Annotated in this window: 22 protein-coding genes; 7 read left to right on the top strand and 15 right to left on the bottom strand. The window is 71.2% G+C overall.

The annotated features are described in order from the left end of the window. Positions 1 to 196: 196 nt before the first annotated feature. Positions 197 to 1582 (top strand): SDR family NAD(P)-dependent oxidoreductase, encoded by a 1386-nt coding sequence (locus tag ACTRO_RS18350; protein WP_169739920.1) that lies wholly within the window; start codon positions 197 to 199, stop codon positions 1580 to 1582. A gap of 18 nt (positions 1583 to 1600) precedes the next feature. Here ACTRO_RS18350 and ACTRO_RS18345 read toward each other — a convergent pair whose 3' ends face one another. Both ACTRO_RS18345 and ACTRO_RS50370 read right to left on the bottom strand, forming a co-directional pair. Beyond that, entirely contained in the window at positions 1601 to 2101 is a 501-nt protein-coding gene (locus ACTRO_RS18345; protein WP_034264597.1) for a hypothetical protein, read from the bottom strand. A gap of 1066 nt (positions 2102 to 3167) precedes the next feature. After that, entirely contained in the window at positions 3168 to 4697 is a 1530-nt protein-coding gene (locus tag ACTRO_RS50370) for an IS4 family transposase (RefSeq protein ID WP_084316364.1), read from the bottom strand. Between the two features lie 99 nt (positions 4698 to 4796). Between ACTRO_RS50370 and ACTRO_RS18335 the strand changes: the two genes are divergently transcribed. After that, on the top strand, positions 4797 to 6125 hold the full coding sequence (locus ACTRO_RS18335) for an IS256 family transposase (protein ID WP_051451015.1): 1329 nt from the start codon (positions 4797 to 4799) through the stop codon (positions 6123 to 6125). Between the two features lie 721 nt (positions 6126 to 6846). Here ACTRO_RS18335 and ACTRO_RS18330 read toward each other — a convergent pair. Continuing rightward, entirely contained in the window at positions 6847 to 7578 is a 732-nt protein-coding gene (locus ACTRO_RS18330; protein ID WP_034264594.1) for a DUF2625 family protein, read from the bottom strand. A 78-nt stretch (positions 7579 to 7656) separates the two neighbouring features. Next, positions 7657 to 9039: a glycine--tRNA ligase gene (locus ACTRO_RS18325; protein WP_034264592.1), complete on the bottom strand. Its 1383-nt coding sequence runs from the start codon at positions 9037 to 9039 to the stop codon at positions 7657 to 7659. 271 nt (positions 9040 to 9310) lie between these two features. On the opposite strand from ACTRO_RS18325, the gene ACTRO_RS18320 reads away from it, so the two are divergent. Continuing rightward, positions 9311 to 9748: a Fur family transcriptional regulator gene (locus tag ACTRO_RS18320; protein ID WP_063628254.1), complete on the top strand. Its 438-nt coding sequence runs from the start codon at positions 9311 to 9313 to the stop codon at positions 9746 to 9748. Between the two features lie 43 nt (positions 9749 to 9791). Here the strand turns inward: ACTRO_RS18320 and ACTRO_RS18315 are convergent, their stop codons facing one another. After that, on the bottom strand, positions 9792 to 11480 hold the full coding sequence (locus ACTRO_RS18315) for an enoyl-CoA hydratase-related protein (RefSeq protein ID WP_034264588.1): 1689 nt from the start codon (positions 11478 to 11480) through the stop codon (positions 9792 to 9794). Between the two features lie 319 nt (positions 11481 to 11799). Here ACTRO_RS18315 and ACTRO_RS18310 point away from each other — a divergent pair, with 319 nt between their 5' ends. The 3 genes from ACTRO_RS18310 (at position 11800) to ACTRO_RS18300 (ending at position 15120) form a co-directional block, all read left to right on the top strand. Next, positions 11800 to 12672: a DUF4097 family beta strand repeat-containing protein gene (locus ACTRO_RS18310; RefSeq protein WP_051451014.1), complete on the top strand. Its 873-nt coding sequence runs from the start codon at positions 11800 to 11802 to the stop codon at positions 12670 to 12672. Beyond that, positions 12669 to 13667 (top strand): PadR family transcriptional regulator, encoded by a 999-nt coding sequence (locus ACTRO_RS18305; RefSeq protein WP_051451013.1) that lies wholly within the window; start codon positions 12669 to 12671, stop codon positions 13665 to 13667. Before ACTRO_RS18310 ends, ACTRO_RS18305 begins: the two co-directional genes overlap by 4 nt. 328 nt (positions 13668 to 13995) lie before the next feature. Further along, a complete protein-coding gene (locus tag ACTRO_RS18300) occupies positions 13996 to 15120 on the top strand; it encodes a glycerate kinase (RefSeq protein WP_211244319.1) in 1125 nt (374 codons plus the stop codon). 60 nt (positions 15121 to 15180) lie between these two features. Here ACTRO_RS18300 and ACTRO_RS18295 read toward each other — a convergent pair whose 3' ends face one another. From ACTRO_RS18295 to leuA, 4 genes are all read right to left on the bottom strand, one after another. Continuing rightward, entirely contained in the window at positions 15181 to 16023 is an 843-nt protein-coding gene (locus ACTRO_RS18295; protein WP_034275431.1) for an isoprenyl transferase, read from the bottom strand. An 86-nt stretch (positions 16024 to 16109) separates the two neighbouring features. After that, positions 16110 to 16856 (bottom strand): DNA repair protein RecO, encoded by a 747-nt coding sequence (gene recO, locus ACTRO_RS18290; RefSeq protein ID WP_034264585.1) that lies wholly within the window; start codon positions 16854 to 16856, stop codon positions 16110 to 16112. A 101-nt stretch (positions 16857 to 16957) separates the two neighbouring features. Continuing rightward, positions 16958 to 17578, bottom strand: a complete 621-nt coding sequence (locus ACTRO_RS18285; RefSeq protein WP_034264582.1) for a tellurite resistance TerB family protein — start codon at positions 17576 to 17578, stop codon at positions 16958 to 16960. A gap of 129 nt (positions 17579 to 17707) precedes the next feature. After that, positions 17708 to 19477 (bottom strand): 2-isopropylmalate synthase, encoded by a 1770-nt coding sequence (gene leuA / locus ACTRO_RS18280; RefSeq protein WP_084316363.1) that lies wholly within the window; start codon positions 19475 to 19477, stop codon positions 17708 to 17710. 257 nt (positions 19478 to 19734) lie between these two features. Between leuA and ACTRO_RS18275 the strand changes: the two genes are divergently transcribed. Further along, complete coding sequence (locus ACTRO_RS18275; RefSeq protein WP_034264580.1) at positions 19735 to 20766, top strand: GNAT family N-acetyltransferase; 1032 nt, start codon at positions 19735 to 19737, stop codon at positions 20764 to 20766. A gap of 25 nt (positions 20767 to 20791) precedes the next feature. Here ACTRO_RS18275 and ACTRO_RS18270 read toward each other — a convergent pair whose 3' ends face one another. The 6 genes from ACTRO_RS18270 to ACTRO_RS18245 form a co-directional block, all read right to left on the bottom strand. Further along, positions 20792 to 21244 carry a MarR family winged helix-turn-helix transcriptional regulator gene (locus ACTRO_RS18270; protein ID WP_034264577.1) on the bottom strand — a complete coding sequence of 151 codons (453 nt, stop codon included), beginning with the start codon at positions 21242 to 21244 and terminating at the stop codon, positions 20792 to 20794. Further along, positions 21241 to 21657 (bottom strand): EVE domain-containing protein, encoded by a 417-nt coding sequence (locus ACTRO_RS18265; protein ID WP_034264575.1) that lies wholly within the window; start codon positions 21655 to 21657, stop codon positions 21241 to 21243. Before ACTRO_RS18265 ends, ACTRO_RS18270 begins: the two co-directional genes overlap by 4 nt. Further along, complete coding sequence (locus tag ACTRO_RS18260; protein ID WP_034264572.1) at positions 21654 to 22127, bottom strand: SRPBCC family protein; 474 nt, start codon at positions 22125 to 22127, stop codon at positions 21654 to 21656. The genes ACTRO_RS18265 and ACTRO_RS18260 overlap by 4 nt, the downstream gene beginning before the upstream one ends. A gap of 121 nt (positions 22128 to 22248) precedes the next feature. Further along, on the bottom strand, positions 22249 to 23247 hold the full coding sequence (era, locus tag ACTRO_RS18255) for a GTPase Era (protein ID WP_084317102.1): 999 nt from the start codon (positions 23245 to 23247) through the stop codon (positions 22249 to 22251). A 200-nt stretch (positions 23248 to 23447) separates the two neighbouring features. After that, the gene (locus tag ACTRO_RS18250; RefSeq protein ID WP_211244318.1) at positions 23448 to 23840 is read right to left on the bottom strand and encodes a type II toxin-antitoxin system VapC family toxin; all 393 of its coding nucleotides are present in this window, start codon (positions 23838 to 23840) and stop codon (positions 23448 to 23450) included. Between the two features lie 16 nt (positions 23841 to 23856). Continuing rightward, entirely contained in the window at positions 23857 to 24123 is a 267-nt protein-coding gene (locus ACTRO_RS18245; RefSeq protein WP_034264567.1) for a type II toxin-antitoxin system Phd/YefM family antitoxin, read from the bottom strand. Between the last annotated feature and the right edge of the window lie 10 nt (positions 24124 to 24133).

The raw sequence follows: 24133 nt of genomic DNA, 5'->3' as shown, positions 1-24133 counted from the left end.
GCCTTCGTGTGTGCATACTTCGCCGCCGGTCCCCGATGCTACCGTGTGCGTCGAGGGTGCCAAGCCCTCGAGGAAATTTGCCTACTTCACCGGTACTGAACGCCTTGTTCCGTGCTAGCTTCGTAATTCTTCGGTGCCGTCGAGTAACGGGCCGGGTGTGGCGCTCGCACGCAGGAGCGGGTTGGGGAGGGACACCGTGAGAAGTATCAATGATCTATTGGGCGAGCTGAAGGCCGCCGCCCCCGCCCGTGCCGAGCGGCTGACCGAGCATCAGATCGAGCGCCTGCGCGAGCTCACCCGCGAGCTGCTCGAGCTCAAGCCGCAGGCTCCCGCCGAGTATCGGCGCTTCGACGGTGTGCGCCGGCGCGGCATCGACCTGCCGGTCCAGGAGCTCACGGCGCGGCTCGAGGGCCGGGTAGTTCTGGTCACCGGCGGCACCGGCTGCATAGGCCGGGTGCTGCTGCGAGAGCTGCGCGCCTACCGCCCGGCCCGGATCGTCTCGATCACCCGCGGCCGCACGGCGCTGCCGGATCTCGAGGCCTCGCCCGACCTGGCCGGGGTCGAGTTCGTGCACGGAGACGTGCGCTGCCGGGCCGGTCTGGACGAGCTGTTCGAGGAGGTGCGCCCGGACGTCGTCTTCCACGTGGCGGCGCAGCGCGACCCGGGGCTGGCCGAGACGCAGGTGCGCCGGACGGTGGCGACCAACATCTTCGGCACCCTCAACGTGGTGCGCGCGGCGGCGCGGGTGGGCACGGAGAGCGTCGTGTGCGCCTCCACCGGCAAGGCGCTGCGGCCCTACTCGCCGGACGTGTACGCGGCCTCGAAGCGGGTGGGCGAGTGGATGCTGGCCCGCACCGCGGCGGCCTGCGACCTGCGCCTTTCGGCCTCCCGGTTCACGCACGTGGTGGACAATTCGATCGTGGCGCACCGGCTGCGCGCCTGGTGCGCCGCGGACGAGCCGATCCGCCTGCACAGCGCGGAGATCGGCTTCTACATCCAGTCCGCCCTGGAGTCGGCGCAGCTGCTGCTGTGCGGCCTGGTGGACTCCCAGCCGGGCCAGCTGCGTATCAATGCCCTGCGCGACCTGGACTGGCCGGCCAGCCTGCTCGAGGTAGCCCTCGGCGCGATCGCGCAGACCGGCTCGGACGCCCCGATCTACATCGCCGGCTACGACGACGGGTACGAGGAGCAGCCGTTCCCCGGCCTGTACGACCCGATGACGGCCGGGGACGTGAGCCCTCTCGTGAACGTGTTCGAGGCGCCCGGCACCAAGGCGGCCTCGGCCGAGCAGGCGGACACCTTCATCCCGGCCGTGCTCGCCGACGACCACGAGGCGCTGCGCGCGCTCGCCGCGCTGGAGGCGGCCTGCGCGGCCAGCACCGGCCCGGGCGGCGATCCGGAGGTGTGCGAGCAGGAGGTGCGGGCGCGCCTGGACGAGGTCTCCTGGGCGCTGCTCGAGGCCACCGTCGCCGAGATCCCCGAGCCGGCCCGGGCCCGCGTGGTGCGGCTGGCCGAGCGCTCGGTGGCCGCCTTGCCCGAGCAGCACCCGCACCACCGTTTCCTGCAGACGCTGCGGCCCTGAGCCGACGTCAGCAGCCGGTCAGCTCTCGGCACTCTTCGCGTACGGGGCGAGGATCGCCTCGACCCGGTTGATCAGCGACGGCGCGCCGGGGGAGGTCGAACTGCTCAAGAGCGGCTCGTCCTTCCCGTCCAGGGTGACCCACACGCCGAAGCACTCGAAGTCGACCTGGGCGAGCACTTTTCCGCCCTTCGTGTCCTGGAACTGGAGATCGAAGGCCGGCGCGACCTCCTCCGGGCACGAAGGCGGGTTGCTCTGTTTCGGGGCTGCCGGCAGGGCGTTGATCAGCGCGGTCAACTGCGCGATCGTCTTGCGGTCCGTCACGGTGTACCGCAGTTGCCTCGGACCGCCCTTGCCGATGGGCACGTCGTAGTTCTGCACGACGGCCAGGTAGGCGGTGTCCGGTACGTCGGCGGTCTTGGGCGAGCCGTTCGACGAGCATCCGGCAGCCAGCAGGGCCGCGAGCGGAACGAAGAGCGCGGCGCGGCCGACGCTCTTCGTCCTCTGCGATTGTCTCCTCATGGCACTCGGACGCGCCGGCCGCACGGCTCGTTCCGCTGCGGTCTTAACGCGAATCGATGATCGTGTCGAGTGTTGGTGGGAAGCGGCGGTCTGCCGGGCTGGGGTGGTCGTTCGGGTGGGGGCGGGCGCTTCGCGTCGCCTGGTTCTTCTGTCCACCCGCCCACCCGTTGCGTTGGTGGGGCGGGCTGGGGTTTCAAGATTTCGCCTCCGGCGGGGGCCCTTCTCTCGGAGAGAGTGCCGGGGTTGCGTTGGTGCTGGCGTTGGCGGGGCGGGCTGGTGTTCGGGGTGGTGGGGTTGCGGGTGTGTGCTCTCTCCTCGGCCGGTCCCCGGAGGCAATCAGGAACCTGCCGGGAGGTCAAGCGGCGGTAGCTTCCGCTGATGCTGGATCTTGCATCGCGCCGCTTGACCTCCCGGCAGAACCCTGATCGGGCTTCGCCTGCCCGACCGAGGAGAGAGCCCGCCCCCTGGGAGAGGGTCTGAGCTGCGCTCGGGTCGAATCCCGTCGCCCCGCCGTACTCGGTGCACGATCTTGCATCGCCGTTCTGGGCCGCTCTGTTCTTCTCTACTCCTTCAACGCCGGGGTGCACGCCCGAGTTCCCGGAAATCTCCCGGATTTTTGCTTATCCGGTAAATGCCGGATGCGCGTCTTTTGTCGGTAGCGGCGTCTAGCCTGGAAGTGTACGGGGATGGTTGGGGCTTGCGACGGAGGGGTTGTGGACGGGGTGGCTGGGCAGGCGGCGTCAGAGGTGTGGCCGAAGACTATGCAGGATTCCCCTCGGAGTGCGACCGGGCCACGCGATCCAGCGCACTGCATGAACACCCGGTGGATCACACCAGGGCGAAGCAGGATTCAGCATCGAGTGCGGCCGGCCCACGGGCCCGCTCATGAGGCCTGGGATCGGGGCCGAACGCACCAGGGTGATGCAGGATTTTTCCGCGTTGAGCGCGGCCGGGCCACGGGACGGGACCTGGCCCGAGCGCAGCTCGCACCGGTCGCCCAGGGGGTGGGTTCTCTCCTCGGTCGGGCAGGCGAAGCCCGATCAGGGTTCTGCCCAATGCCGCGTAGTTAAGGGTTCTGGTGGTCTGTCAAGGGCTGTTTCTTGATCGTGTAGGTGCCGGGGGCTGTTTTGGTCAGGAGTCCTTGGTGGGCCCAGCGGTTGATTCTGACGCCCAGGTTGTTGGTGTGTTTTCGGCCGCTGATACCGAGGGCGGCGGCGATCTCGGGGATGCGTCGGGGCTGGTAGGGGGTCTGTCGGAGGAGGTTCAGGACGTGGTTTTTCTCGGGTGCTCGGCCGGGTTGGCCGGGTTGGCCGGGGGGTGGGGCGGGTGGCGGGGTGATGGTGGGCGGGTGGATCGTGAGGGTGATGCCGGTGATCGTGGTGCTGTGGGTGGGTCTGGTGGGGTCTTTGTAGGTGTAGCGCTGGCCGGGGGATTTGAGTTTGCGGGTGCTGTGGCGGGGGCGGCGGGCGGGGTTGGGGTGGGCCAGGACGGCGTGGCCGATGGGCCCGGGCCGGTCGGTGGGGTTGCCGAGGTCGGCGAGGATGGTGTGGGTGCGGGCGGTGTGCAGGGCGAGGGTGAAGGACATCCGGTCGGGGTCGGTGCCGGGGATTGTTTCGGCTGCTTCGCACATGAGGGTGCGTAGGGCCTGGTAGACGGTGAGGATGCCCCACATCTCCTGGGCCAGGCCCGCGGGGTCGCGTGAGCGTAGGACGCGTCCGTCGAGCAGGGTGTGGCGGATGGCGAGGAACGCGGTCTCGGTCTCCCAGCGTTCGTGGTAGAGGGCGAGGAGTGTGGGTGCGGGGTCGGACCGGTGTTCGAGCAGGGTGGTGATCAGCCGGTAGGTGCCGGTGTGGGTGGAGCCGTCGGTGGCGGTGACGGTGATCTCGGCTTCGATCACCCGCATCCTGAGTGTGCCGATCAGGGTGAGGTAGGAGCCGTCGGGTAGGTGTGCGAGCACGGGCGGGCGGCGGTTGGCGGTGGCGCGCACGAGCAGGTGTGCCCCGGTGCCGGCGGCTTTGGCCAGGAAACCGGCGGCGTCGAAGCCGCGGTCGGCCAGTAGCAGCATGCTCGCGTCGAGGTGGGCAAGGAGTTTCTCGGCGTAGGCGATCTCCCCGGTGCCACTCGGTCCGAACACCGCTGCGGCCAGTGCGCGGGTGCCGGTCTCGGCCAGGGTCATGAGCATCAGCATCGGGTAGCCGGCGTGTCCGTGGCGTACCGGTGCGCGGCCGTAGACGGCCCGGTTGTCCGGGGTGTCGGGGATCTTGGTGGAGGAGCAGCCGTCGAACGCGACCGTGCGCCACCTGCGGTAGCGCGTTCCGGGGGTGTGTGGTTGCGCGATCGGGCCGGCGAGCACGTCGAAGAGCGCTTTGACCGGTTCCGGCCCGATCCGCCGGCGTGCGTCGCGCAACGCCTTCTCCGAGACCGCCGGTGCCCTCAGTCCCGCGCTCAGCACGGAGAACACCCCGGATATCGGGGCCTTCTCGAACAGCGCCATCGCCAGCACGAGGTAGAGCGCGACGCGTGAGGGCAGCCGGCGCACTCGCCGCTCGGTGCGGCCGGTCTCGGCGAGTACCGCGTCGACCAGCTCGAACGGGATCGAGCGTGTCTAATGGAGTGTGTAAGCGGGTGACCTGTTGAGCAGCAGGTGGTAGTGCCTGGCTGCTAGAAATGGTGACACGCTGTGAGTGGCAAGAAGATGGACCAGGTGCTGTCGGTGGAGGCCGAGGAGCCCCTGGTCGAGGAGCACGAGCAGGTCGAGGGTGCCCGTCGGGTCGCTGCGATCCTGGCTCCGGAGGCGATCGACTCTCTGCTGGCCGAGGCCGAGAAGGCCGGGGGCGACGCGCAGGAGCTGCTGGCTGCGATCACCAAGGCGGTGCTCGAGCGGGCGCTGCAGGTGGAGATGGCGGATCACCTCGGCTACGAGAAGGGGGATCCGGCCGGGGTCGGCTCGCCCAACTCGCGCAACGGCTCCTACCCCAAGACCGTGGTCACCGCGTCCGGGCCGGTGCGCCTGCAGGCCCCGCGTGATCGGGCCGGCTCGTTCGAGCCGCGGATCGTGCCCAAGCGCACCAAGAGGCTCGGGCAGGTCGACGAGATGATCCTCTCGCTCTACGCCCGGGGGATGTCCACCCGCGACATCCGCGACCACCTCGCCGAGGTCTACGGCGCCGAGATCTCCCCCGCGCTGGTCTCGAACGTGACCGAGGTGGTGCGCGAGGAGATCACCGAATGGCAGAACCGCGCGCTCGACGCGGTGTATCCGATCCTTTACATCGACGCGATCGTGGTGAAGGTCCGCGAGTCCGGCAGCGTCGTGAACAAGGCCGCGCACCTGGTGATCGGCGTGGACACCGACGGGTACAAGCAGGTGCTCGGCATCTGGATCGAACAGAAGGAGGGCTCCCGGTTCTGGCTCAACGTCCTGACCTCCCTGCGCAACAGAGGCCTGAAAGACGCCCTCGTCGTGTGCTGCGACGGGCTGAGCGGGCTGCCCGAGGCGATCGGGCACGTATGGCCCGAGGCGATCGTGCAGACCTGCGTGGTCCACTTGATCCGCACCTCGATGCGGTATGTCGCCTACGCCGACCGCAAGAAGATCGCCGCCGCGCTGCGCCCGATCTACACCGCCGCGAACGCCTCGGCCGCCGAGGCCGCGCTCGAAGCGCTGCGCGGCACGTTCGCCCGCAGCGCACCCGGGGTGATCTCCGCATGGGAGCGGTCCTGGGAGACGTTCATACCGTTTCTCGACTTCCCCCTCGAGCTGCGACGGGTCATCTACACGACCAACGCCATCGAGTCGATGAACTTCCAGCTCCGCAAGATCAGCAAGACCCGCGGGCACTTTCCCGACGACGACGCCGCGATCAAACTGCTCTACCTCGGCATCCGCCGCATCGAGGGCCGCCACATCGACGGCGTGGGACGCCACGTGCCGGCCGGACAGCTGCGCGGCACCGGGACCTACGGCTGGAAGCGGGCCCTGAACGACTTCGCGATCCGCTTCCCCGGCAAACTCCCGGTCTGACCAGCAAAACCGTCACCGACGGCAACCGCCGACGGAGACCCGAAGAAGGAAGAACCGTCCCCAAACTTACACACTCCAATTGACAAGCCCACGGGATCACCTGTGTCAAAGGACCGAGATGGCCCGCGGCGAAGGAACCACAGGCGCGCGTGATGGCGCGGGTAAGAGCGGGCATGGCAGACTTGGCAGGCAACGAGACCTCTGATTTCCCGGGCAGTCCTGGCAGACCGCACCGGTGTATCAGAGGTCTCGTCCCGTTCGCGCGTCCACCACCCCGACCAAGACCAACATGCCCCGAAAAGCACCACTTGACAGGGCCGGGAAACCCTTAACTACGCGGCATTGGGGTTCTGCCGGGAGGTCAAGCGGCGCCATGCAGAATCGAGCATCAGCGGAAACCACCGCCGCTTGACCTCCCGGCAGGTCCCTGATTGCCTCCGGGGACCGACCGAGGAGAGAGCACACACCCGCAACCCCACCACCCCGAACCCCAGCCCGCCCCACCACGCCAGCACCCACACGACCCCGGCATTCTCTCCGAGGGAAGGCCCCCGCCGGAGGCGAGATCTTGAAACCCCAGCCTGCCCTGCCAACGCAACGGGTGGGCAGGGTGGGCAGACGAAACCGTGGGCGGAGCGAAGCGGCCGCCCACACCCGAACGACCACCCCGAACCGACAAGCCACCCCGCTCCACGAGCATTCAGCCGATCATCAAATCGCGTCAGACCTCGCCGAGGAAGCCGGGGTCGGCCGGGCCCATCTGCCGGGCGAAATCCGCTGCCACGCCGAGAACCTCGCGCATCGGCACCGCGCGCCGAGTGGTCTTCGCGAGGTCCGCATGGGCTTCTTCGCTCCACAGGAACGGATAGACCGTGATGCCCTGGGTGTACGTCAGCGCCGCGGCTTCCTCGCGCCAACCCGGCCAGCGCGTCCCCTCGTAGAACTTCTCCAGCCGGCCGTCCGACAGCAGCCAGGTGATCCACTGGGAGTGGCCGAACTGCATGGCCTCCCAAGCCAGCGTGTCCGGGGCGAAGTACGTCATCTGTCCCGGCTCGCCGGGACGGCCGTGGGCAGCCGGATCGGCGCCGTTCAACGCGAACACTCCGCCTGCCGCGTCCTGGCCGACGATCAACGCGCCGTCCGGCTGCCAGGCCGGGTCGAAGGCCGCCGGGAAGGCGTTGACCTGGGCCAGGCTCGGCATGCTTCCCGCGTCCGCGCTCGATCCTCCGCCGAACACCCGCACCCAGCCGTCGTCCACGACCAGGCCGCCGCAGTTGAGGGTCAGCGATCCGAGCACGGACCGCGCCGTCACCTGCAGCTGCAGCAGGCCCCTGCGACCTTCGGCATCGCCGACCGGCAGCACCCGCAACGGAACCTCGCTGGAGGCGAAAAGCTCTTGCAAGGGCGGCCAGGCCGGATCGTCCACGTCCGTCAGCTCATTGAGTTCGCGCATCCGCTGATGATGGCAGAGAAGACGGGGCCGGTGCGCACCCGCGCCCGGCCCCGTCGTCGATCACGTCTCAGCAGCCGGTCAGCAGCCGGTCAGCCGCGCGCCGAGGTAGGCCTCGACCTGGTCGAGCGAGACCCGCTCCTGCGTCATGGTGTCGCGCTCGCGCACGGTCACCGCGTTGTCCTCGAGGGTGTCGAAGTCCACGGTGACGCAGAACGGGGTGCCGATCTCGTCCTGGCGACGGTAGCGGCGGCCGATGCCCTGCGCGTCGTCGAAGTCGATGTTCCAGTTCCGGCGCAGCGAGTTGGCCAGGCCCTGCGCCTTGGGGGACAGGTCCGTGTTGCGCGAGAGCGGCAGCACGGCCACCTTCACCGGGGCCAGGCGCCGGTCCAGCTTGAGCACCGCGCGCTTCTCCATCTTGCCGGTCGCGCTCGGCGCCTCCTCCTCCACGAACGCGTCGAGCAGGAAGGCCAGCATGGCCCGGTTCACGCCCGCGGCCGGCTCGATCACGTACGGGGTGAAGCGCTCGTTGTTGGCCTGGTCGAAGTACGACAGGTCGTTGCCCGAGGCGTTCGAGTGGGTGCTCAGGTCGAAGTCGGTGCGGTTGGCGATGCCCTCGAGCTCGCCGAACTCGCTGCCGCCGAAGTTGAAGCGGTACTCGAGGTCGACGGTGCGCTTCGAGTAGTGCGACAGCTTCTCCTTCGGGTGCTCGTAGAGCCGGAGGTTGTCCGGGTTGATGCCGAGCCCGGTGTACCAGTTCGTGCGCTCGGTGATCCAGTACTCGTGCCACTGCTCGTCCTCGCCCGGCCGGACGAAGAACTCCATCTCCATCTGCTCGAACTCGCGGGTGCGGAAGATGAAGTTGCCCGGGGTGATCTCGTTGCGGAAGGACTTGCCGATCTGGCCGATGCCGAACGGGATCTTGCGCCGGCTCGACTCGAGCACGGACTTGTAGGACACGAAGATGCCCTGCGCGGTCTCCGGGCGCAGGTAGTGCAGGCCCGAGCCGTCGGCGACGGCGCCGAGGTGGGTGGAGAGCATGCCGTTGAACTGCTTGGGCTCGGTGAACTGGCCCTTGTTGCCGCAGTTGGGGCAGTTGACGTCGGCCAGGCCGTGCTCCGGCAGGTGGTGGTGCTTGGCCTCGTAGGCCTCTTCCAGGTGGTCCGCCCGGTAGCGCTTGTGGCAGGAGAGGCACTCGGTCAGCGGGTCGGTGAACTCCTTGACGTGGCCGGAGGCCTCCCAGACCTCGCGGGCCAGGATCACCGAGGAGTCGAGGCCGACGACGTCCTCGCGGCCGCGGACCATCGCCTGCCACCACTGCCGCTTGATGTTCTCCTTGAGCTCCACCCCCAGCGGACCGTAGTCGTACGCGGCACGGGAGCCGCCGTAGATCTCGCTGGAGGGGAAGACGATGCCCCTGGCCTTGGCCAGTCGGACGATGGTTTCGATCTTGTCGGCGGCCACGATGATTCTTTCCGTATGTCTTGCGCCTTCACGCCCGGCTGGCGTGCGGTCTGCGCGCATCGTAGCGGGTGCGCCGGAGCGGTTTCCAACGCTTTGCCCCCCTCCACCAGCCGCGGCGCGGCGGGCTGCGCGGATGCCCGGCGCCACCGAACGGCCCACCCCGCGACCGTGTACGGTACACCGCCGCCGGTCGGACGCCGGAGCGGAGTGAGCGGCTCAGTGGCACAATGAGGTCTTGCGCCGTACGGATGTGAAGCAAGGAGTGCCGGCGATGCAGCGAGAAGAAACCGGGGCCCGCTCCTCGATCCCCGCCCCTGGTCGTTCTACCAGGCAGCGCGCGGCGGTGGCCGCCCTGCTGGAGGAGACCGAGGACTTCGTCTCCGCGCAGCAGCTGCACGACCGGCTGCGGCACCGGGGCGACTCGGTGGGCCTGACCACCGTCTACCGCACCCTCCAGTCTCTGGCCGAGACCGGGATGGTGGACGTGGTGCGCACCGACGAGGGCGAAGCCGTCTACCGCCGCTGCTCCAGCGGCACGCACCACCACCACCTGGTCTGCCGCGGCTGCGGCACCGCGGTCGAGGTCGAGGGCCCGGCCGTAGAGGCCTGGGCCGGCAAGATCGCCGCGGAGCACGGCTTCATCGAGGTCGAGCACACGCTGGAGATCTTCGGCACCTGCGCGGCCTGCGCCGCCAAGAGCGAGAACTAGGCCCGCCGGCGCCGCGGCCCGGGCCGCGGCGCGGCGGACGCCGTCAGACCGCCGCCGCGACCCGCCGCAGGTGCTCGGGCGTGCGGTCCGGCAGCGCCTTGCGCACGAAGGCCGAGCGCAGCGCGTGGTACGGCGCGTGCGGATCGTCGAAGATCGCGCGCATCCTGGCCAGCTCCTCGCGCCGGTAGTCGTCGAGGCCGCGTCGCGCCTCGTCCTGCTCCAGCCGCCGGGCCTTCGCCGCGATCCTGGCCTCGAGCCCGGGCGCGGCGGCCAGCTCGAAGGCCACCGTCCACACCGCCTCGGTGAACGCCTCCGGCGGCGCGCTGACCAGCCGATCGGCCAGTCCCAGCCGCAGCGCCCGGGCCGAGCCGACCGGCAGCGCCGCCTCCATCACCCGTTCGGTCTCCGCCTGGCCGATCCGGCGCGGGAGCAGGTAGGTCCAGTACTCCGAGCCGTAGAGCCCCATCAGCCGGTAGTGCGGGTTGAGCACCACTCCGTCGCGCACCCACACCTCGTCGGCGGCCTGGGCCAGCACCACGCCGCCGGCCGCGGCGTTCCCGCCCAGCGCGGCCACCACCAGCCGGTCCGTGGTGCGCGCGACCGCCTCGACCACGTCGTCGATCGCGACGATGTTGGCCCAGGACTCGGCGCCCGGGTTCGCCGCCGCGTCGATCACGCCGAGGTGGATGCCGTTGCCGAAGAAGTCGCGCTGTCCGCCGAAGACGAGCACCCGGGTCGGGCGGGTCAGCGCGTGCCGGTACGCCCGCAGCAGCCGCCGGCACTGTTCCGCGCTGGTGGCGCCGCCGGGGAAGCGGAAGCCGAGCATGCCCACCTCGCCCCGCTCCCGGTAGGAGATCTCGGGTGAGCCGGGGCACTCCGGCAGGTGCGCCACCCGCCCGGCCAGGGCGAGCGCGGCGGGCAGCTTGATCCCGGGCGGGCCGCCGGGCTTGCGCTTGGCCTTGGCGTGGGTGAACCAGACCGCGCCGTCCGCGGTGGCCCGGCAGACCGCGCCCGCGCGGGTGGCCAGCAGCGTCCCCGGACGGCCGCGCAGCGCGTACTCGGGCGCGGCGCCGTAGAGGTAGAACGGCTCCCCGTCGATCTCGTCGAGCACGCCCGGGCTGGAGTCCGCGGCCCGTAACAGGGCGCTGACGTGCTCGGCGGAGCCTCGGGCCCAGTCGATCTCGCGCAGCTGCTGCGGGAAGAACGGGCGGGTGGCCACGTGCCGCGCGGTGGCGGGCCGCTCGCCGAACGCGAACCGGCGCACGGCCTCGCGCACGGCGGTGCTCGCCGCGTCGGACAGCTCGCCGCGGTACAGGTCGCTCTTGGAGACCCCCGGCGTCACCCGGAAGGACGCGTGCGCCCAGACCGGCCCGGCGTCCATCTCCGCCACCGCCTGGAGCACCGTCACGCCCCAGGTGTCCACGCCGCGGTGCAGGGCCCAGTCCAGCGAGGAGGGCCCGCGGTCCCCGGGCGGGCCGGGGTGCACGATGAAACAGGGCACTGCCTCCCACACGTCCCGGGGTATCGCGCTGGTGAGCATCGGGGCTATGCAGAGGTCGTATACCGGTTTGGATTCGCCGGCCCGGTGTCCGGGCCCGAACACCGCTTCGCGCATCTCCTGTTCACCGCAGGCAGCGAGCACCACGGCGAGTTCGTGGCCCTCCTCCGCGAGTTCGGCGTGGACGCGCTGTGACAGACTGTTGAAAGCGGTCGCGATCAGCAGGATCCGCAAGGAGGCCTCCTTCGTCGGGGTGCGCAAAGCGGGTGGCCCACGGCCGGCGTGGGGCACACGATGCGGTCACCCTAGGCAGTGGCCCTGTGTGCAGACCAGGGCACGTGCGGTGACGCTGGGGGCCATCGGGTCTCCGATACGCGACCGGACGTGCGCCGTGGCGCGATCGTGGCGATCCGGCCGGACCGGCCGCGACATCCCCGTGACGGCCCGCCGCGAGCGCCGCTTGACTTTCCCAGGACGCGATATATCGTGGTTCTCGACGGACGCGATACATCGCGTCTCGCCGCCGGAGCGGAGCCCAACCAGGGGAGGACCCATGACCGAGTCGTGGAAGATCGAACAGCCGGAGCAACTCGCCATCGGGGAGGGCGTGCGCCGACTGCGGCTGCACGCCGTCGGCGGCCGGATCAACGTGCTGGGCGTCGACGGCCCGGCCGCGCTCGAGGTGAGCCGGATCAGCGGGCCGCCGCTGACGGTCGAGCTGACCGACGGCGAGCTGGTGGTGCGGCACGGGGAGGAGTCGCTGCGCTCCGGCCTGCTCGGCTGGCTCACCCGCGGCGCCCGGCAGGAGGTGGAGCTCTCGCTCTCGGTCCCGCCGGACGCGCTGGTCGAGGTGACCGTGGTCTCCGGGCCGGTGGTCCTGTCCAACCTGCACGAGCGGGTCACCCTCAAGGGGGTCTCCGGCGAGCTGACCCTGGCCGGCATGTACGGCCCGACCTCGGTGACCACCGTCTCCGGCGCGGTGACGGTGGAGCAGGCCACCGACGACCTGAGCGTGCGCGCCGTCTCCGGCGCGATCACCGTGCTGGCCGGCTCCGGCGGCAAGATCGACCTGAACACGGTGGCCGGCGCCATCACCCTCGACCTCGAGGAGCCGCTGCCGCCGCGGGTCAAGGCCACCTGCGTCTCCGGCGGCCTGACCATGCGGCTGCCGCACGACCCGGACGTCGAGGTCGACCTCACCTCCACCTCCGGCCACGCCACCAGCCAGTTCGCCGAGATCGCGGCCAGCCGCAAGCCGGGCAGCTCGCGCCTGGCCGGCCGGGTCGGCGACGGCCGGGCCCGGCTGACCGGGCACACCGTCTCCGGCGCGATCACCGTGCTGCGCCGCGAGCCGGACGACGAGGGACCCATCGAGGACGAGCGCCCGGGCACCGGGCACGACGACGGAATCGAGGACGCGCGATGACTCCGGTCTTCGGCCACGGCCGGCTTCGGCTCTACCTGCTCAAACTGCTCGAGGAGAGTCCGCGGCACGGCTACGAGATCATCCAGCAGCTGCGCGAGCGCTTCGCCGGGCTCTACTCGCCCAGCGCCGGCACCGTCTACCCGCGCCTGGCCCGGCTCGAGACCGAGGGCCTGATCCGGCACGAGTCCGACGGCGGGCGCAAGGTCTACCGGATCACCGACGCCGGCCGGGCCGAGCTCGCCGCCCGGGCCGACGAACTGGCCGAGCTCGAGACCGAGATCCGCGCCTCCGCGCGGGACCTGGCCGAGGGCATCCGGCAGGAGGTGCGCGAGACGGCGAAGGCGGTGCAGCAGGAGCTGGCCGACCAGGCCCGTCGCGCCCAGCAGAGCTCTGAGGGCGGCAAGGGCGCCCCCGGCTGGTTCGGCGCGCCGCCGTGGGCCCCGCCGCAGCCGCCGACCCCGCCTCCGCCGCAGGACGCGCCGCCCTTCCCGGGGCTGCCGGGTTTTCCCCCTGGATTCCCGCCGGGATCCGAGGAGTGGGGCTGGGATCAGTGGAAGGACTGGAAGCGCCAGCAGCGCGACGCGGCGCGCGACTGGAAGCAGCAGGCGCGCGAACAGCAGCAGGAGTGGCGCCAGGCTCAGCGCGAGCACCAGCAGGAGTGGAAGCAGCGTCAGCGCGACTGGCAGCGTGACTGGAAGGAGCAGTGGGCGCGCCAGTGGAAGGAGCAGTGGCAGCAGCAGGAGGCGGAGCAGGACGACGAGCCCCGCATCTGGGGCGCCGGCGGGTTCGGCGTGGACCTGTCGCAGCTCGGTGAGCTCTTCGGCTACCTGCGGCGCCAGGGCGGCCCGGTGGCCGACGCGCTGCGACGCCGGACCCGCCAGAACAGTCCGCTGACCGAGGCCGAGCAGGCCCGGGCCCGCGAGATCGTGGACCGCGCGCTGGCCGACCTGCTCGACCTGCTCGACGGCCCGAAGGACGCGCCGCCGGAGCCGTAGCCGCGCGACGTGCCGCGGCCGGTGCGGGGAGGCCCGGCCGCGGCTCGGGGGACGGGGGATCGCGGGGGAACCACGGGGATCGGGGGATCCGCGGGGGAGACTACGGGGAGCCGCGGGGGATCGGGGGACAACGGGGGAATCGGGGCGTCAGGGCGGCCGGACCGCGGGAGGGTCCGGCCGCCCTGGCGTGCCGTCAGCTCATTCCCGACACGTCGCCAGTTCTTCGCCACCCTTTCGCCGGAATCCATCCAGCGCTTCATCCGGGCATCGGCCGTACCGTCCCGGATGTCGCGGACGTGCAGGGGTCGCCCGCCCTTAGACTCCCCCTGTGACCGAGGCTTGGATAGTGATCGCGCCGGACAAGTTCAAGGGTTCGCTGACGGCCGTCGAGGTGGCCGAGGCCGTGGCCGAGGGGCTGCGCGCGGCGGAGCCCGACGTCGAGCTGCGGCTGGTGCCGGTGGCCGACGGCGGCGACGGCACCGTGGACGCGGCCGTCTCGGCCGGCTTCGAGCGCCGCCGGGCGCGGGTGCGCGGGCCGCTCGGCGAGCCGGTGGACGCCGAGTACGCGGTGGCCAATCACACCGCGGTGGTCGAGCTGGCCGAGGCCAGCGGACTGCGCCGGCTCCCGGCGGGCGTGTTCGACCCCTTGCACGCCTCGACCTACGGCACCGGCGAGCTGATCCGGGCCGCGCTCGACGCGGGCGCGCGCACCCTGGTGCTGGGCGTCGGCGGCAGCGCCAGCACCGACGGCGGCGCGGGCATGCTGGCCGCGCTCGGCGCCCGCTTCCTCGACGGCGCCGGAGCCGAGCTCGAACCCTGCGGTGCCTCGCTGGCCGAGCTCGCCTCGGTCGACCTGTCCGGCCTCGACGAGCGGATCGCGCAGACCGAGGTCATCCTGGCCACCGACGTGGACAACCCGCTGCTCGGCACCTTCGGCGCGGCCGCGGTCTACGGGCCGCAGAAGGGCGCCGCGCCCGAGGACGTGCTCGCCCTCGAGACCGGCCTCGGCCGCCTGGTCGACGTGCTGATCAAGCAGTTCGGCGAGCACGCGGTGGCCGCCGCGGCCCAGCCCGGCGCCGGTTCGGCCGGCGGCGTGGGCTACGGCGCGATCGTCGCCCTCGGCGCGAGCGTGCGCCCCGGCATCGAGCTGATGCTCGAGCTGCTCGGGGTGGAGCAGGCCATGCGCGGCGCGCGGCTGGTGGTCACCGGCGAGGGCTCGCTGGACGAGCAGAGCCTGCGCGGCAAGGCGCCGGTCGGCGTGGCCCGGCTGGCCGCGCTGCACGGCGTGCCGGTGGCGGCGGTGTGCGGCCGGCTGGCGCTGACGGAGGATCAGCTGCGCCGGGCCGGTATCCTCCGGGCCTTCGCGCTGACCGAGATCGAGCCCGACCCGGAGCGCTGCATGATCGACGCGGCCGCGCTGCTCACCCGGCTCGCGCCGCGCCTGCTCGGCTGAGGCGCCGGGCGCGGCCGCGTGCCGCGGGGCCCGTGCCCGGCCGAGCCGGCGCGGCCCGGCTCAGCCCGCCAGCGGGCTCGGCGTGCGCGCGGCGTCGTCGGCGACCGGGTTGGGCATGGCCCCGCCGAAGCGGCGGTCCCGGTCCGCGTAGATCTGGATGGCGTGCCACAGGTGGGTGCGGTCGAAATCCGGCCAGAGCGTGTCCAGGAACACCATCTCCGCGTAGGCGGCCTGCCAGAGCATGAAGTTCGAGGTGCGCTGCTCGCCGGAGGAGCGCAGGAACAGGTCCACGTCCGGCATGTCCGGCTCGTCCAGGTACCGGGCGAAGACCCGCTCGTCGATCCGGTTCGGGTTGACCCGGCCCGCCGCCACGTCCCGGGCCAGCGCCGCCGCCGCGTCCACGACCTCGGCCCGGCCGCCGTAGTTCACGCACATGTTCAAGGTGAACCGGTCGTTGTCCCGGGTGCGCTCCTCGGCCATCTCCAGCTCGTCGATGACCGACTTCCACAGCCGCGGCCGCCGCCCGGACCAGCGGATGCGCACTCCGAGCTCGTCCATCTCGTCGATCCGGCGGCGGATGGTGAGCCGGTTGAAGCCCATCAGCCAGCGCACCTCCTCCGGCGAGCGCTTCCAGTTCTCGGTGGAGAACGCGTACGCCGAGATGTGCGTCACCCCGATCTGCACGGCCCCCTCGACCACGTCGAAGAGCGACTTCTCGCCCACCTCGTGGCCCTCGGTGCGCGAGAGGCCCCGCGACTTGGCCCAGCGGCCGTTGCCGTCCATCACGATCGCGACGTGCTTGGGCACCAGCTCGCCCGGGATCTTCGGCGGCTCGGCGCCGTCCTTGTGCGGCTTCGGGGCGCGGTACGCGCGCGGCCCGGCCGGGCGCGCCGGACCGGGGATCTGGGCCGGATTCGACTTCCTGAGCAGTGCCACGTGTCAACCGCCGTTTTCGTTCTCGTTCTGGTCCGTCAACGCTTCGCCGCCGGTCAGCGTTCCACTAGCCGCAGCGAGCGCAGTCCGCGCTCGAGGTGCCACTGCAAGTAGGCCGCGACCAGCCCGCTCGCCTCGCGCCGGTGCCGCCCCTCGCTCGAGTCGGCTATGCCCCACTCGCCCGCCAGCAGCGCGCCGAGCAGCTCCACCGTCGCCTGCTGCGGCATCGCCGAGCCGCCCGGCTTGCAGCCGGGGCACACCACGCCGCCGGCCGGCAGGGAGAAGAACCGGTACGGCAGCGCGTCCGGCGGCTCCTCGCCGCAGCCGGCGCAGTCCCGGAAGGACGGGGCGTAGCCCGCCACCGAGAGCGAGCGCAGGATGAAGGCGTCGAGCACCAGGCCGGGCGCGTGCTCGCCGCCGGTGAGCGCGCGCAGCGCGCCGAGCAGCAGCAGGTACTGCTGCAGCGCGGGCTCGCCCTCCTCGTCGGACAACCGCTCGGCCGTCTCCAGCATCGCCGTGCCGGCCGTGTAGCGCGCGTAGTCGGAGACGATCCGCTGCCCGTACGCGGCGATGGTCTCGGCCTGGGTGATCATGCCGAGGGCGCGGCCCTGCTTGTCGAAGGTCTGGAAGTCCACGTGCGCGAACGGCTCGAGCCGGGCGCCGAACTTCGAGGTGGTCCGGCGCACGCCCTTGGCCACCAGCCGCAGCCGGCCGCGCTCCCTGGTCAGCACGGTGATGACGCGGTCGGCCTCGCCCAGGCGCTGGGTGCGCAGGACGATGCCGTCGTCGCGATACAGGGTCACCCCGCCATTCTCGCATCCCGGGCCGACGGCCGGGCCCGGGATGCGGGGGCGGGCGCGCTCGACACCGCGCGGAGAGCTCCGAGCGGCGCGGTCGCCGTGCTTCAGCGCTGCGCGGACTGCTCCGTCATCGCGATCACGCCGAGCGCGTGCGCCTGGGTCATGCCGAGGATCGCGCCGGTGCTGTTGACCACGTTGCGCTCGAGGTCGGTCAGCGGCCCGTCCGCCAGCGCCACCCGCACCGCGGCGCGCAGCAGGTCCTCCTTGCCCGGGCCGGCCAGTTGCCCGCCCAGGTTGGTCAGCAGGCCGCTGATGTCGCCGGGCACCACGTCCAGGTCGGCCTGCAGGCTGGCGTCGTCGTACCCGGGCAGCCCGTGCGCCTGGATCTCGCTGACCGCGATCTCGCGCGGGCCGGGCGACTGGATCGAGCCGGCCCGCAGAACGTGCACCAGCACCCCGCGCACGCCGTCGAGCAGCAGCGAGGAGAGCTGGTTGCTGGTGGGGTGGTTGAGCGCCTGCAGCGTGTACATGCCCTGGCAGGTGGTGCAGCGCACGTGCTCGTTGATCGGGCCGCTGCACGGGAACAGCGGGATCCAGTAGAGCCGGAACCACTTCTTGCCCACCCGGTGCTCGAAGGCGCGGTCGCCGCCGCAGCGCGGGCAGAAGAAGGTGCCGGTGTCGAGCACCTTGTAGAAGACCTTGAAGCCCCAGACTAATAACAACATCGATACCCCTCGGCTTGGATTCGCGCACGCGGTGGAACGCGAACGGCGGCGAACGCGTCCCTAGACGCGATTCGCCGCCGTCCGGTTGCCTCGGGGGAGACTACTGCCCCTGATACCCCGGCCGCAGCCCTACTGCGCGCGCACCGCCCGGTTCACCGCGGAGACCACGGCCTTGAGCGAAGCGGTGACGATGTTGGCGTCCACGCCCACGCCCCACAGCACCTTGCCGTCCACCGCGCACTCCACGTACGCGGCCGCGCTCGCGTCCCCGCCCGCCGACATCGCGTGCTCGGCGTAGTCGAGGAAGCGCAGGTCCACGTCCAGCTGCTGCGTCAGGGCATTGACGAACGCGTCGATCGGGCCGTTGCCCTCGGACAGCACGGTGCTCGCCGTGCCGTCCACGGTCAGGTCCACGCTCAGCGCGTCCTTGCCCTCGAGGTTCGCCTCGGAGCGGTACCCGGCCAGCTGGTAGCGGCCCCACGGCTCGTCCGGCGTGGGCAGGTACTCGTTGGCGAACACCCGCCAGATCTCGGTCGGGGAGACCTCGCCGCCCTCGGCGTCGGTCTTGGCCTGGATGATCCCGGAGAACTCGATCTGCAGCCGGCGCGGCAGGTCCAGCTGGTGGTCGTTCTTGAGCACGTAGGCCACGCCGCCCTTGCCGGACTGCGAGTTGACCCGGATGACCGCCTCGTAGGTGCGGCCCACGTCCTTCGGGTCGATCGGCAGGTAGGGCACCGCCCACAGCATCTCGTCGATCCCCTTGCCGGCCGCCGCGGCGTCCCGGTGCAGGTGGTCGAAGCCCTTCTTGATCGCATCCTGATGCGAGCCGGAGAACGCGGTGTAGACCAGGTCGCCGCCGTACGGGTGGCGCGGGTGCACCGGCAGCTGGTTGCAGTACTCGACGGTGCGGCGCACCTCGTCGATGTCGGAGAAGTCGATCCGCGGGTCCACGCCCTGGGAGAACAGGTTCAGCCCCAGGGTCACCAGGCAGACGTTGCCGGTTCGCTCGCCGTTGCCGAACAGGCAGCCCTCGATCCGGTCCGCCCCGGCCATGTAGCCCTGCTCGGCCGCCGCCACCGCGGTGCCGCGGTCGTTGTGCGGGTGCAGCGAGAGCACGATCGACTCGCGGTTCTTCAGGTTCCGGCTCATCCACTCGATCGAGTCGGCGTAGACGTTCGGGGTGGCCATCTCCACCGTGGCGGGCAGGTTGATGATGACCTTGCGCTCCGGCGTGGGCTGCCAGACCTCGTTGACCGCGTCGCAGACCTCTACCGCGTAGTCCAGCTCGGTGCCGGTGTAGGACTCGGGCGAGTACTCGAAGTAGACCTCGGTGCCGGTCAGCTCGTCGGCGAACTTCTTGCACAGCCGGGCGCCGTCCACCGCGATCTGCTTGATCCCGTCGCGGTCCTGCTCGAACACCACCCGCCGCTGCAGCGTGGAGGTGGAGTTGTACAGGTGCACGATCGCCTGCTTCGCGCCGCGGATCGCCTCGAAGGTGCGCTCGATCAGGTGCTCGCGCGCCTGGGTCAGCACCTGGATCACCACGTCGTCCGGGATCCGGCCCTCTTCGATGATCTGCCGGACGAAGTCGAAGTCGGTCTGCGAGGCCGAGGGGAAGCCGACCTCGATCTCCTTGTAGCCCATGGAGACCAGCAGGTCGAACATCTTCAGCTTGCGGGCCGGGCTCATCGGGTCGATCAGGGCCTGGTTGCCGTCGCGCAGGTCCACCGCGCACCAGCGCGGCGCCCGTTCGATCACCCGGTCCGGCCAGGTCCGGTCGGGCAGATCGACCGGCTGGAAGGGCACGTACTTGTGGATGGGCATCCCGCTCGGCCGCTGGGCGGCGACACGGTCGTACTGGCCGGCCGCGGCGGAGGCGGCGGAAGGGGCGATGGTCATCTCGGAATCCGTCCTGAAGCGAGTACTGCTCGGTGGAGACCGGCGTGGGCTGGCTCAGGCCCAGGAAGGATAAACGCGCAGCACCGTCACCGCGGCGAGGGTGCCGGTCCGAGATTTACAGACCCTCGCCGCGGCAGATAAGAAGCCGCGACCCGTACATAGGGCACCCACCCTACCATCACCCGCTCGGCCGGTACCCGGGCGTCCGTGAGCGTGGCGGCTACCCCTACAACCGCCGGAAGCGCTGTGATGGTGGAATGCGCCCGCGTCCCCTGTTCGCCCCCGCCGCCACCGCCGTGCGGCCGTGGCGGGTCACCCGGGTGCGCGCGACGGCCGAACACGTGCTGCCGCTTGACGAACTGGACGAGCTGGTGGCCTGTCAGAACGCCGCCGATCTGGCCGACCGTCCGGGCGAAGTGCCCAGTGCGCGGGCCGAGCTGCTGGCCCAACTGGCCCCGCCGTTCCGCGGCAGCCGATTCGTGCACCTGGCCCACGATCGCTCCGGGCGACTGCTCGGCTACGCCCGGTTGGGCATCTACAGTGCGTTCCACCGGGAGCTGGCGCACGCCACCCTGACCGTGCATCCGGCCGCCCGCCGGCACGGCGTCGGTTCGACGCTGTTGGCCGAACTGGCCGGCGCGGCCCTGGCGAACGGCCGGCGTCGGCTGGTGCTCGACGGCCCGCGCAACGCCGCGACCGATGCGTTCGCCCGCAGCGGCGGCCTGGCGGTGTCGAGCTGCGATCTGCGCTCCCGGCTGAAGCTGGACGAGCCGGGCTTGGCCGAGCGGCTGGCGGCCGCGATCCCGCCGCAGCGTTCGCCCGGCCTGCTCGCCCTGCGCTGGGCCGGCGCCTGCCCGGCCTACCTGCTCGAATCGCTCACCCAGACCCTCGACTGCCTGCACGCCGACCCGGGCGACCCGGGCGTCACCCCGTTCACCGCGGCCGAGGTGCGCCACCGCGAGCACGCCGCGCACCGGGTGGGCCTGCGCGAGTACACCGCGTGCCTCCTGGACGCCGACTCCGGCCGGATCGCCGCGCTCTCCACCGCCCACACCGCCGACGGCGTGCGCGGCGAGCAGAACGAGACGGTGGTGGTGCCGGACTACCGCGGCCAGGGCCTGGCGATCCGAGTCAAGGCGTATCTCGTCAGGGAACTGCTACGGGCCGAGCCCGGCCTGCGCGTCCTCGAGACCTACAACGCCGTCGGCAATACCCGGATACTCGCGGTCAACCGGGCGCTGGGCTTCGTCCCCGTCGACACCCACGCCGCCTGGACCATGCCGCTGTAGCGCAAAGCGCGTGGGCAGGGGAGGTTCACGACGTCTTCTTGAGCGTTCGCAGAGCTCTGGTGAACGCGGCTGCGTCGCTTCCCAGAGCGGCGAAGAAGTCCCGATCGCACTGTTCGACGGCCACGATGGCGCGGTTGGCCAGCTCGCGCCCGGCCGCGGTGACGGTCAGGGCGCGGGCCCGGGCGTCGTGCGGATGCGGGCGGCGTTCGACCAGTTCCGCGGCCTCGAGGGTGCGCAGGACCTGGGAGGTCATCATCGCGTCCGTGGCGGTGTGGTCGGCCAGGTGGCGTTGGGTGACCGGACCCGCGGTGCCGAGCCAGGTGAGCCCGGCGAGCAGGACGAACTGGACGTGGGTGAGCCCGTAGGGCTTGAGGGCGGCCCGTTGCGCGGCCTGCCACCGGTTGGTGACCTGCCACAGCAACAGACCGGGGCTCTCGTCGGCGTCGGCGAACTCGGTGTTCAACTCGCGTGCGGTCACCCCGTGACCATAGCCGTCTCGATCGCGGCGAAGTCGCTCGCGGTGAGCGGCACGAGGCCGCGCCGCAGCCGGTTGCCCCAGTTGGGGCCGTCGGTCAGGTCCAGGCCGCCGTGGAAGTCGGCCACCGGCGCCTCGCGGACGTCGCCGAGGTAGTCCACGCGGCGGCGCCACGGCTTGAAGTCGCCCTCGTCGGCCTGCCAGATCTCGCCGTCGGCGATCCGCCCGATCGCGGTGAACGCCTGCAGCGGGGTGCCGGCCTTCATCGAGGTGCGCGGCGAGTAGTAGACGAACCCGTCGCCGGGCTCGAGCCGGGCGAGCGGCGCGCGGGCGCCGTGGTTGAGCTGGACGACGCCGGCGGCCGTGCCCCGACGTACGTGGTCGCGGCACACCACGCCGAGCCAGTACCCGCTCATGCGGACACCTGTGCCACCGCGGTCGAATCGGCCGGAGTATCAATGCCCTGCATCGACTCGGCGTGGGCCTTGAGTGCCTCGAGGTCGCGCTGGAGCGTGGCCTTGATCCCCTTGCCGAGGATGACGTTCCACACCCGCGCGAGCGGACCGGCCAGCGTCACCGCGACGGCGACGTCCGTCCCCGCGGAGGTGACCGTGACGAGGTGGCGGAAGGTCAGGCGCGCGCCGAGCAGCGTGGAGACGTCGGTGAACTCGTCGTCGGAGACCTTCGCCAGCACGAAGGAGGTCTTCGGTCCGCCCTTGGGCTTGAGGACTCCGGTGGAGCCGGTGGCGAAGGGGCCGTCGAGGCGGACCCACGAGGTGTCGGCGTTCCACTCCGGCCAGGTGGCCATGTCGGCCCACTTCGCGAAGAAGGCCGCCGGGGCGGCGGAGGAGGTGATCCGGGCTTCGGCGAGGTTCGATGTCGTCATGTGATTAGTATGCGCGCTTACTAATTGGCAGTCAAGAGGCACCGCGTCACGTGCCGTGATTTTCTTCTCCGCGTCTCTCCGCCGTCGCTCCGGCGCAGCTACATCCGCCGGGAGCCGCCGGCTAGAACCCCAGCCGCTGCAGCTGCTTCGGGTCCCGCTGCCAGTCCTTGGCCACCTTCACGTGCAGGTCCAGGAAGACCGGCGTGCCGAGCAGCCCCTCGATCTGCTTGCGGGCGCGGGTGCCGACGTCGCGCAGCCGCGCGCCGCCGGTGCCGATGACGATGGACTTCTGGCTCGAGCGCTCCACGTAGAGCGTGGCGTGCACGTCGAGCAGCGGCTTGTCCTTGGGCCGGTCGGCGCGCGGGATCATCTCCTCGACGGTGACCGCGAGCGAGTGCGGCAGCTCGTCACGCACGCCCTCGAGCGCGGCCTCGCGGATGAGCTCGGCCACCATGACCTGCTCCGGCTCGTCGGTCAGCTCACCGCCGGGGTAGAGCGGCGGGGACTGCGGCAGCTGCCGGACCAGCAGGTCCGCGAGCAGCCCGACCTGCGCGTTGGTGACCGCGGAGACCGGGACGATCTCGGCCCAGTCGATGCCGACCTCCTTGCCGAGCTCGAGCACGGCGAGCAGCTGCTCGCCCACGGCCTGCTTGCCCATCGCGTCGGTCTTGGTGACCACGGCGACCTTGGGCGTACGCCGGACCTCCGCGAGCTGCTGCGCGATGTAGCGGTCGCCCGGCCCGATCTCCTGGTCGGCCGGGATGCAGAAGCCGATCACGTCGACCTCGGCCCAGGTGGCCCGGACCTGCTCGTTGAGCCGCTCGCCGAGCAGCGTGCGCGGCCGGTGCAGGCCGGGGGTGTCCACCAGCACCAGCTGGGCGTCGGCCCGGTGCACGATGCCGCGCACGGTGTGCCGGGTGGTCTGCGGCCGCCCGGAGGTGATCGCGATCTTCGCGCCGACCAGCGCGTTCGTCAGGGTCGACTTGCCCGCGTTGGGCCGCCCGACGAAGCAGGCGAAGCCGGCCCGGTAGTCCTCCGGGACGTCCAGGTAGGAGGCCGGCGTGGCCGACCCGGCGCCCTCGGGCGCCCGCCCGGCCGCCGTCGGCGCCGGCTCCGTCATGCGGACCTGGGCCGAGGTCGTGCGCTTCTCCGCCTTGGCGATGGACTGCCGCTTGCGCCGCTCCGCCGCCTCGGTCTCGGCGGCCTTGCGCGGCTGCGCGTTACGCGCCGCGTTGCGGGCCGCCGCCGACTTCCGGGGTTGCGACGAGGAGGAAGAGGAGGTGCGGCGCTGCTCGGTCATTGCACCATTGTCGCAGAGGCTCAGGCGGCCTGGACGCCGATGACCTCGAGCATGCTCTCCAGCCCCTTGAAATCCTCCACGTTGGCCGTGTACAGCGGCAGGCCGTTGGCGACGGCGGTCGCGGCGATCATGAGGCCGTTCTTGCGCGGCTTCGGATTGCGGCCGATCGCGACGGTCAGCGCGGCAAGGGTGTTGAAGACGTTCATCGCCCGCTCGTCGAACGGCAGTGGGTCGACGAAGTTGGCTCCGACGGACATCAACCGAGTCACCCGGATCGAGTGTTCGACCGGGGTCTTCGCGATGTGCACGCCGATCATGAGTTCGGATACCGAAACCGTCGAGATCTTCCCGTCCAGGGGTAGATCCGCCGCAGCCAGGACCTCGAGGTCGATGATGACGCAGGTATCCAGCAAGCCCGCCGGTCTCCGGCTACTCATAGTCCTCGTCGCGAATCCGGTCGTCGTCCCCGAAGAACTCTTCGATGTCCGCTCTCATCTCGGTGTAACTCATGCGAGGAAGCAGCGCGAACTGCTCCCGGATCTCGTCCAGAGGAACCGAGCGGCGCGCTCTTATCGGCCGAAGTTCCGCTACCGGACGGCCATTGCGGGTGACGACGATCGTCTCGCCACCCTCGACGGCGTCCATCACCGCGGCGCTCTCATTGCGCAGCTCGCGTTGTGTGATCGTCCGAGTCATATCCGTAACG

It is taken from the genome of Actinospica robiniae DSM 44927, assembly GCF_000504285.1.
Classification (GTDB): domain Bacteria; phylum Actinomycetota; class Actinomycetes; order Streptomycetales; family Catenulisporaceae; genus Actinospica; species Actinospica robiniae.
This window is presented reverse-complemented; position numbering and strand designations above follow the sequence as displayed.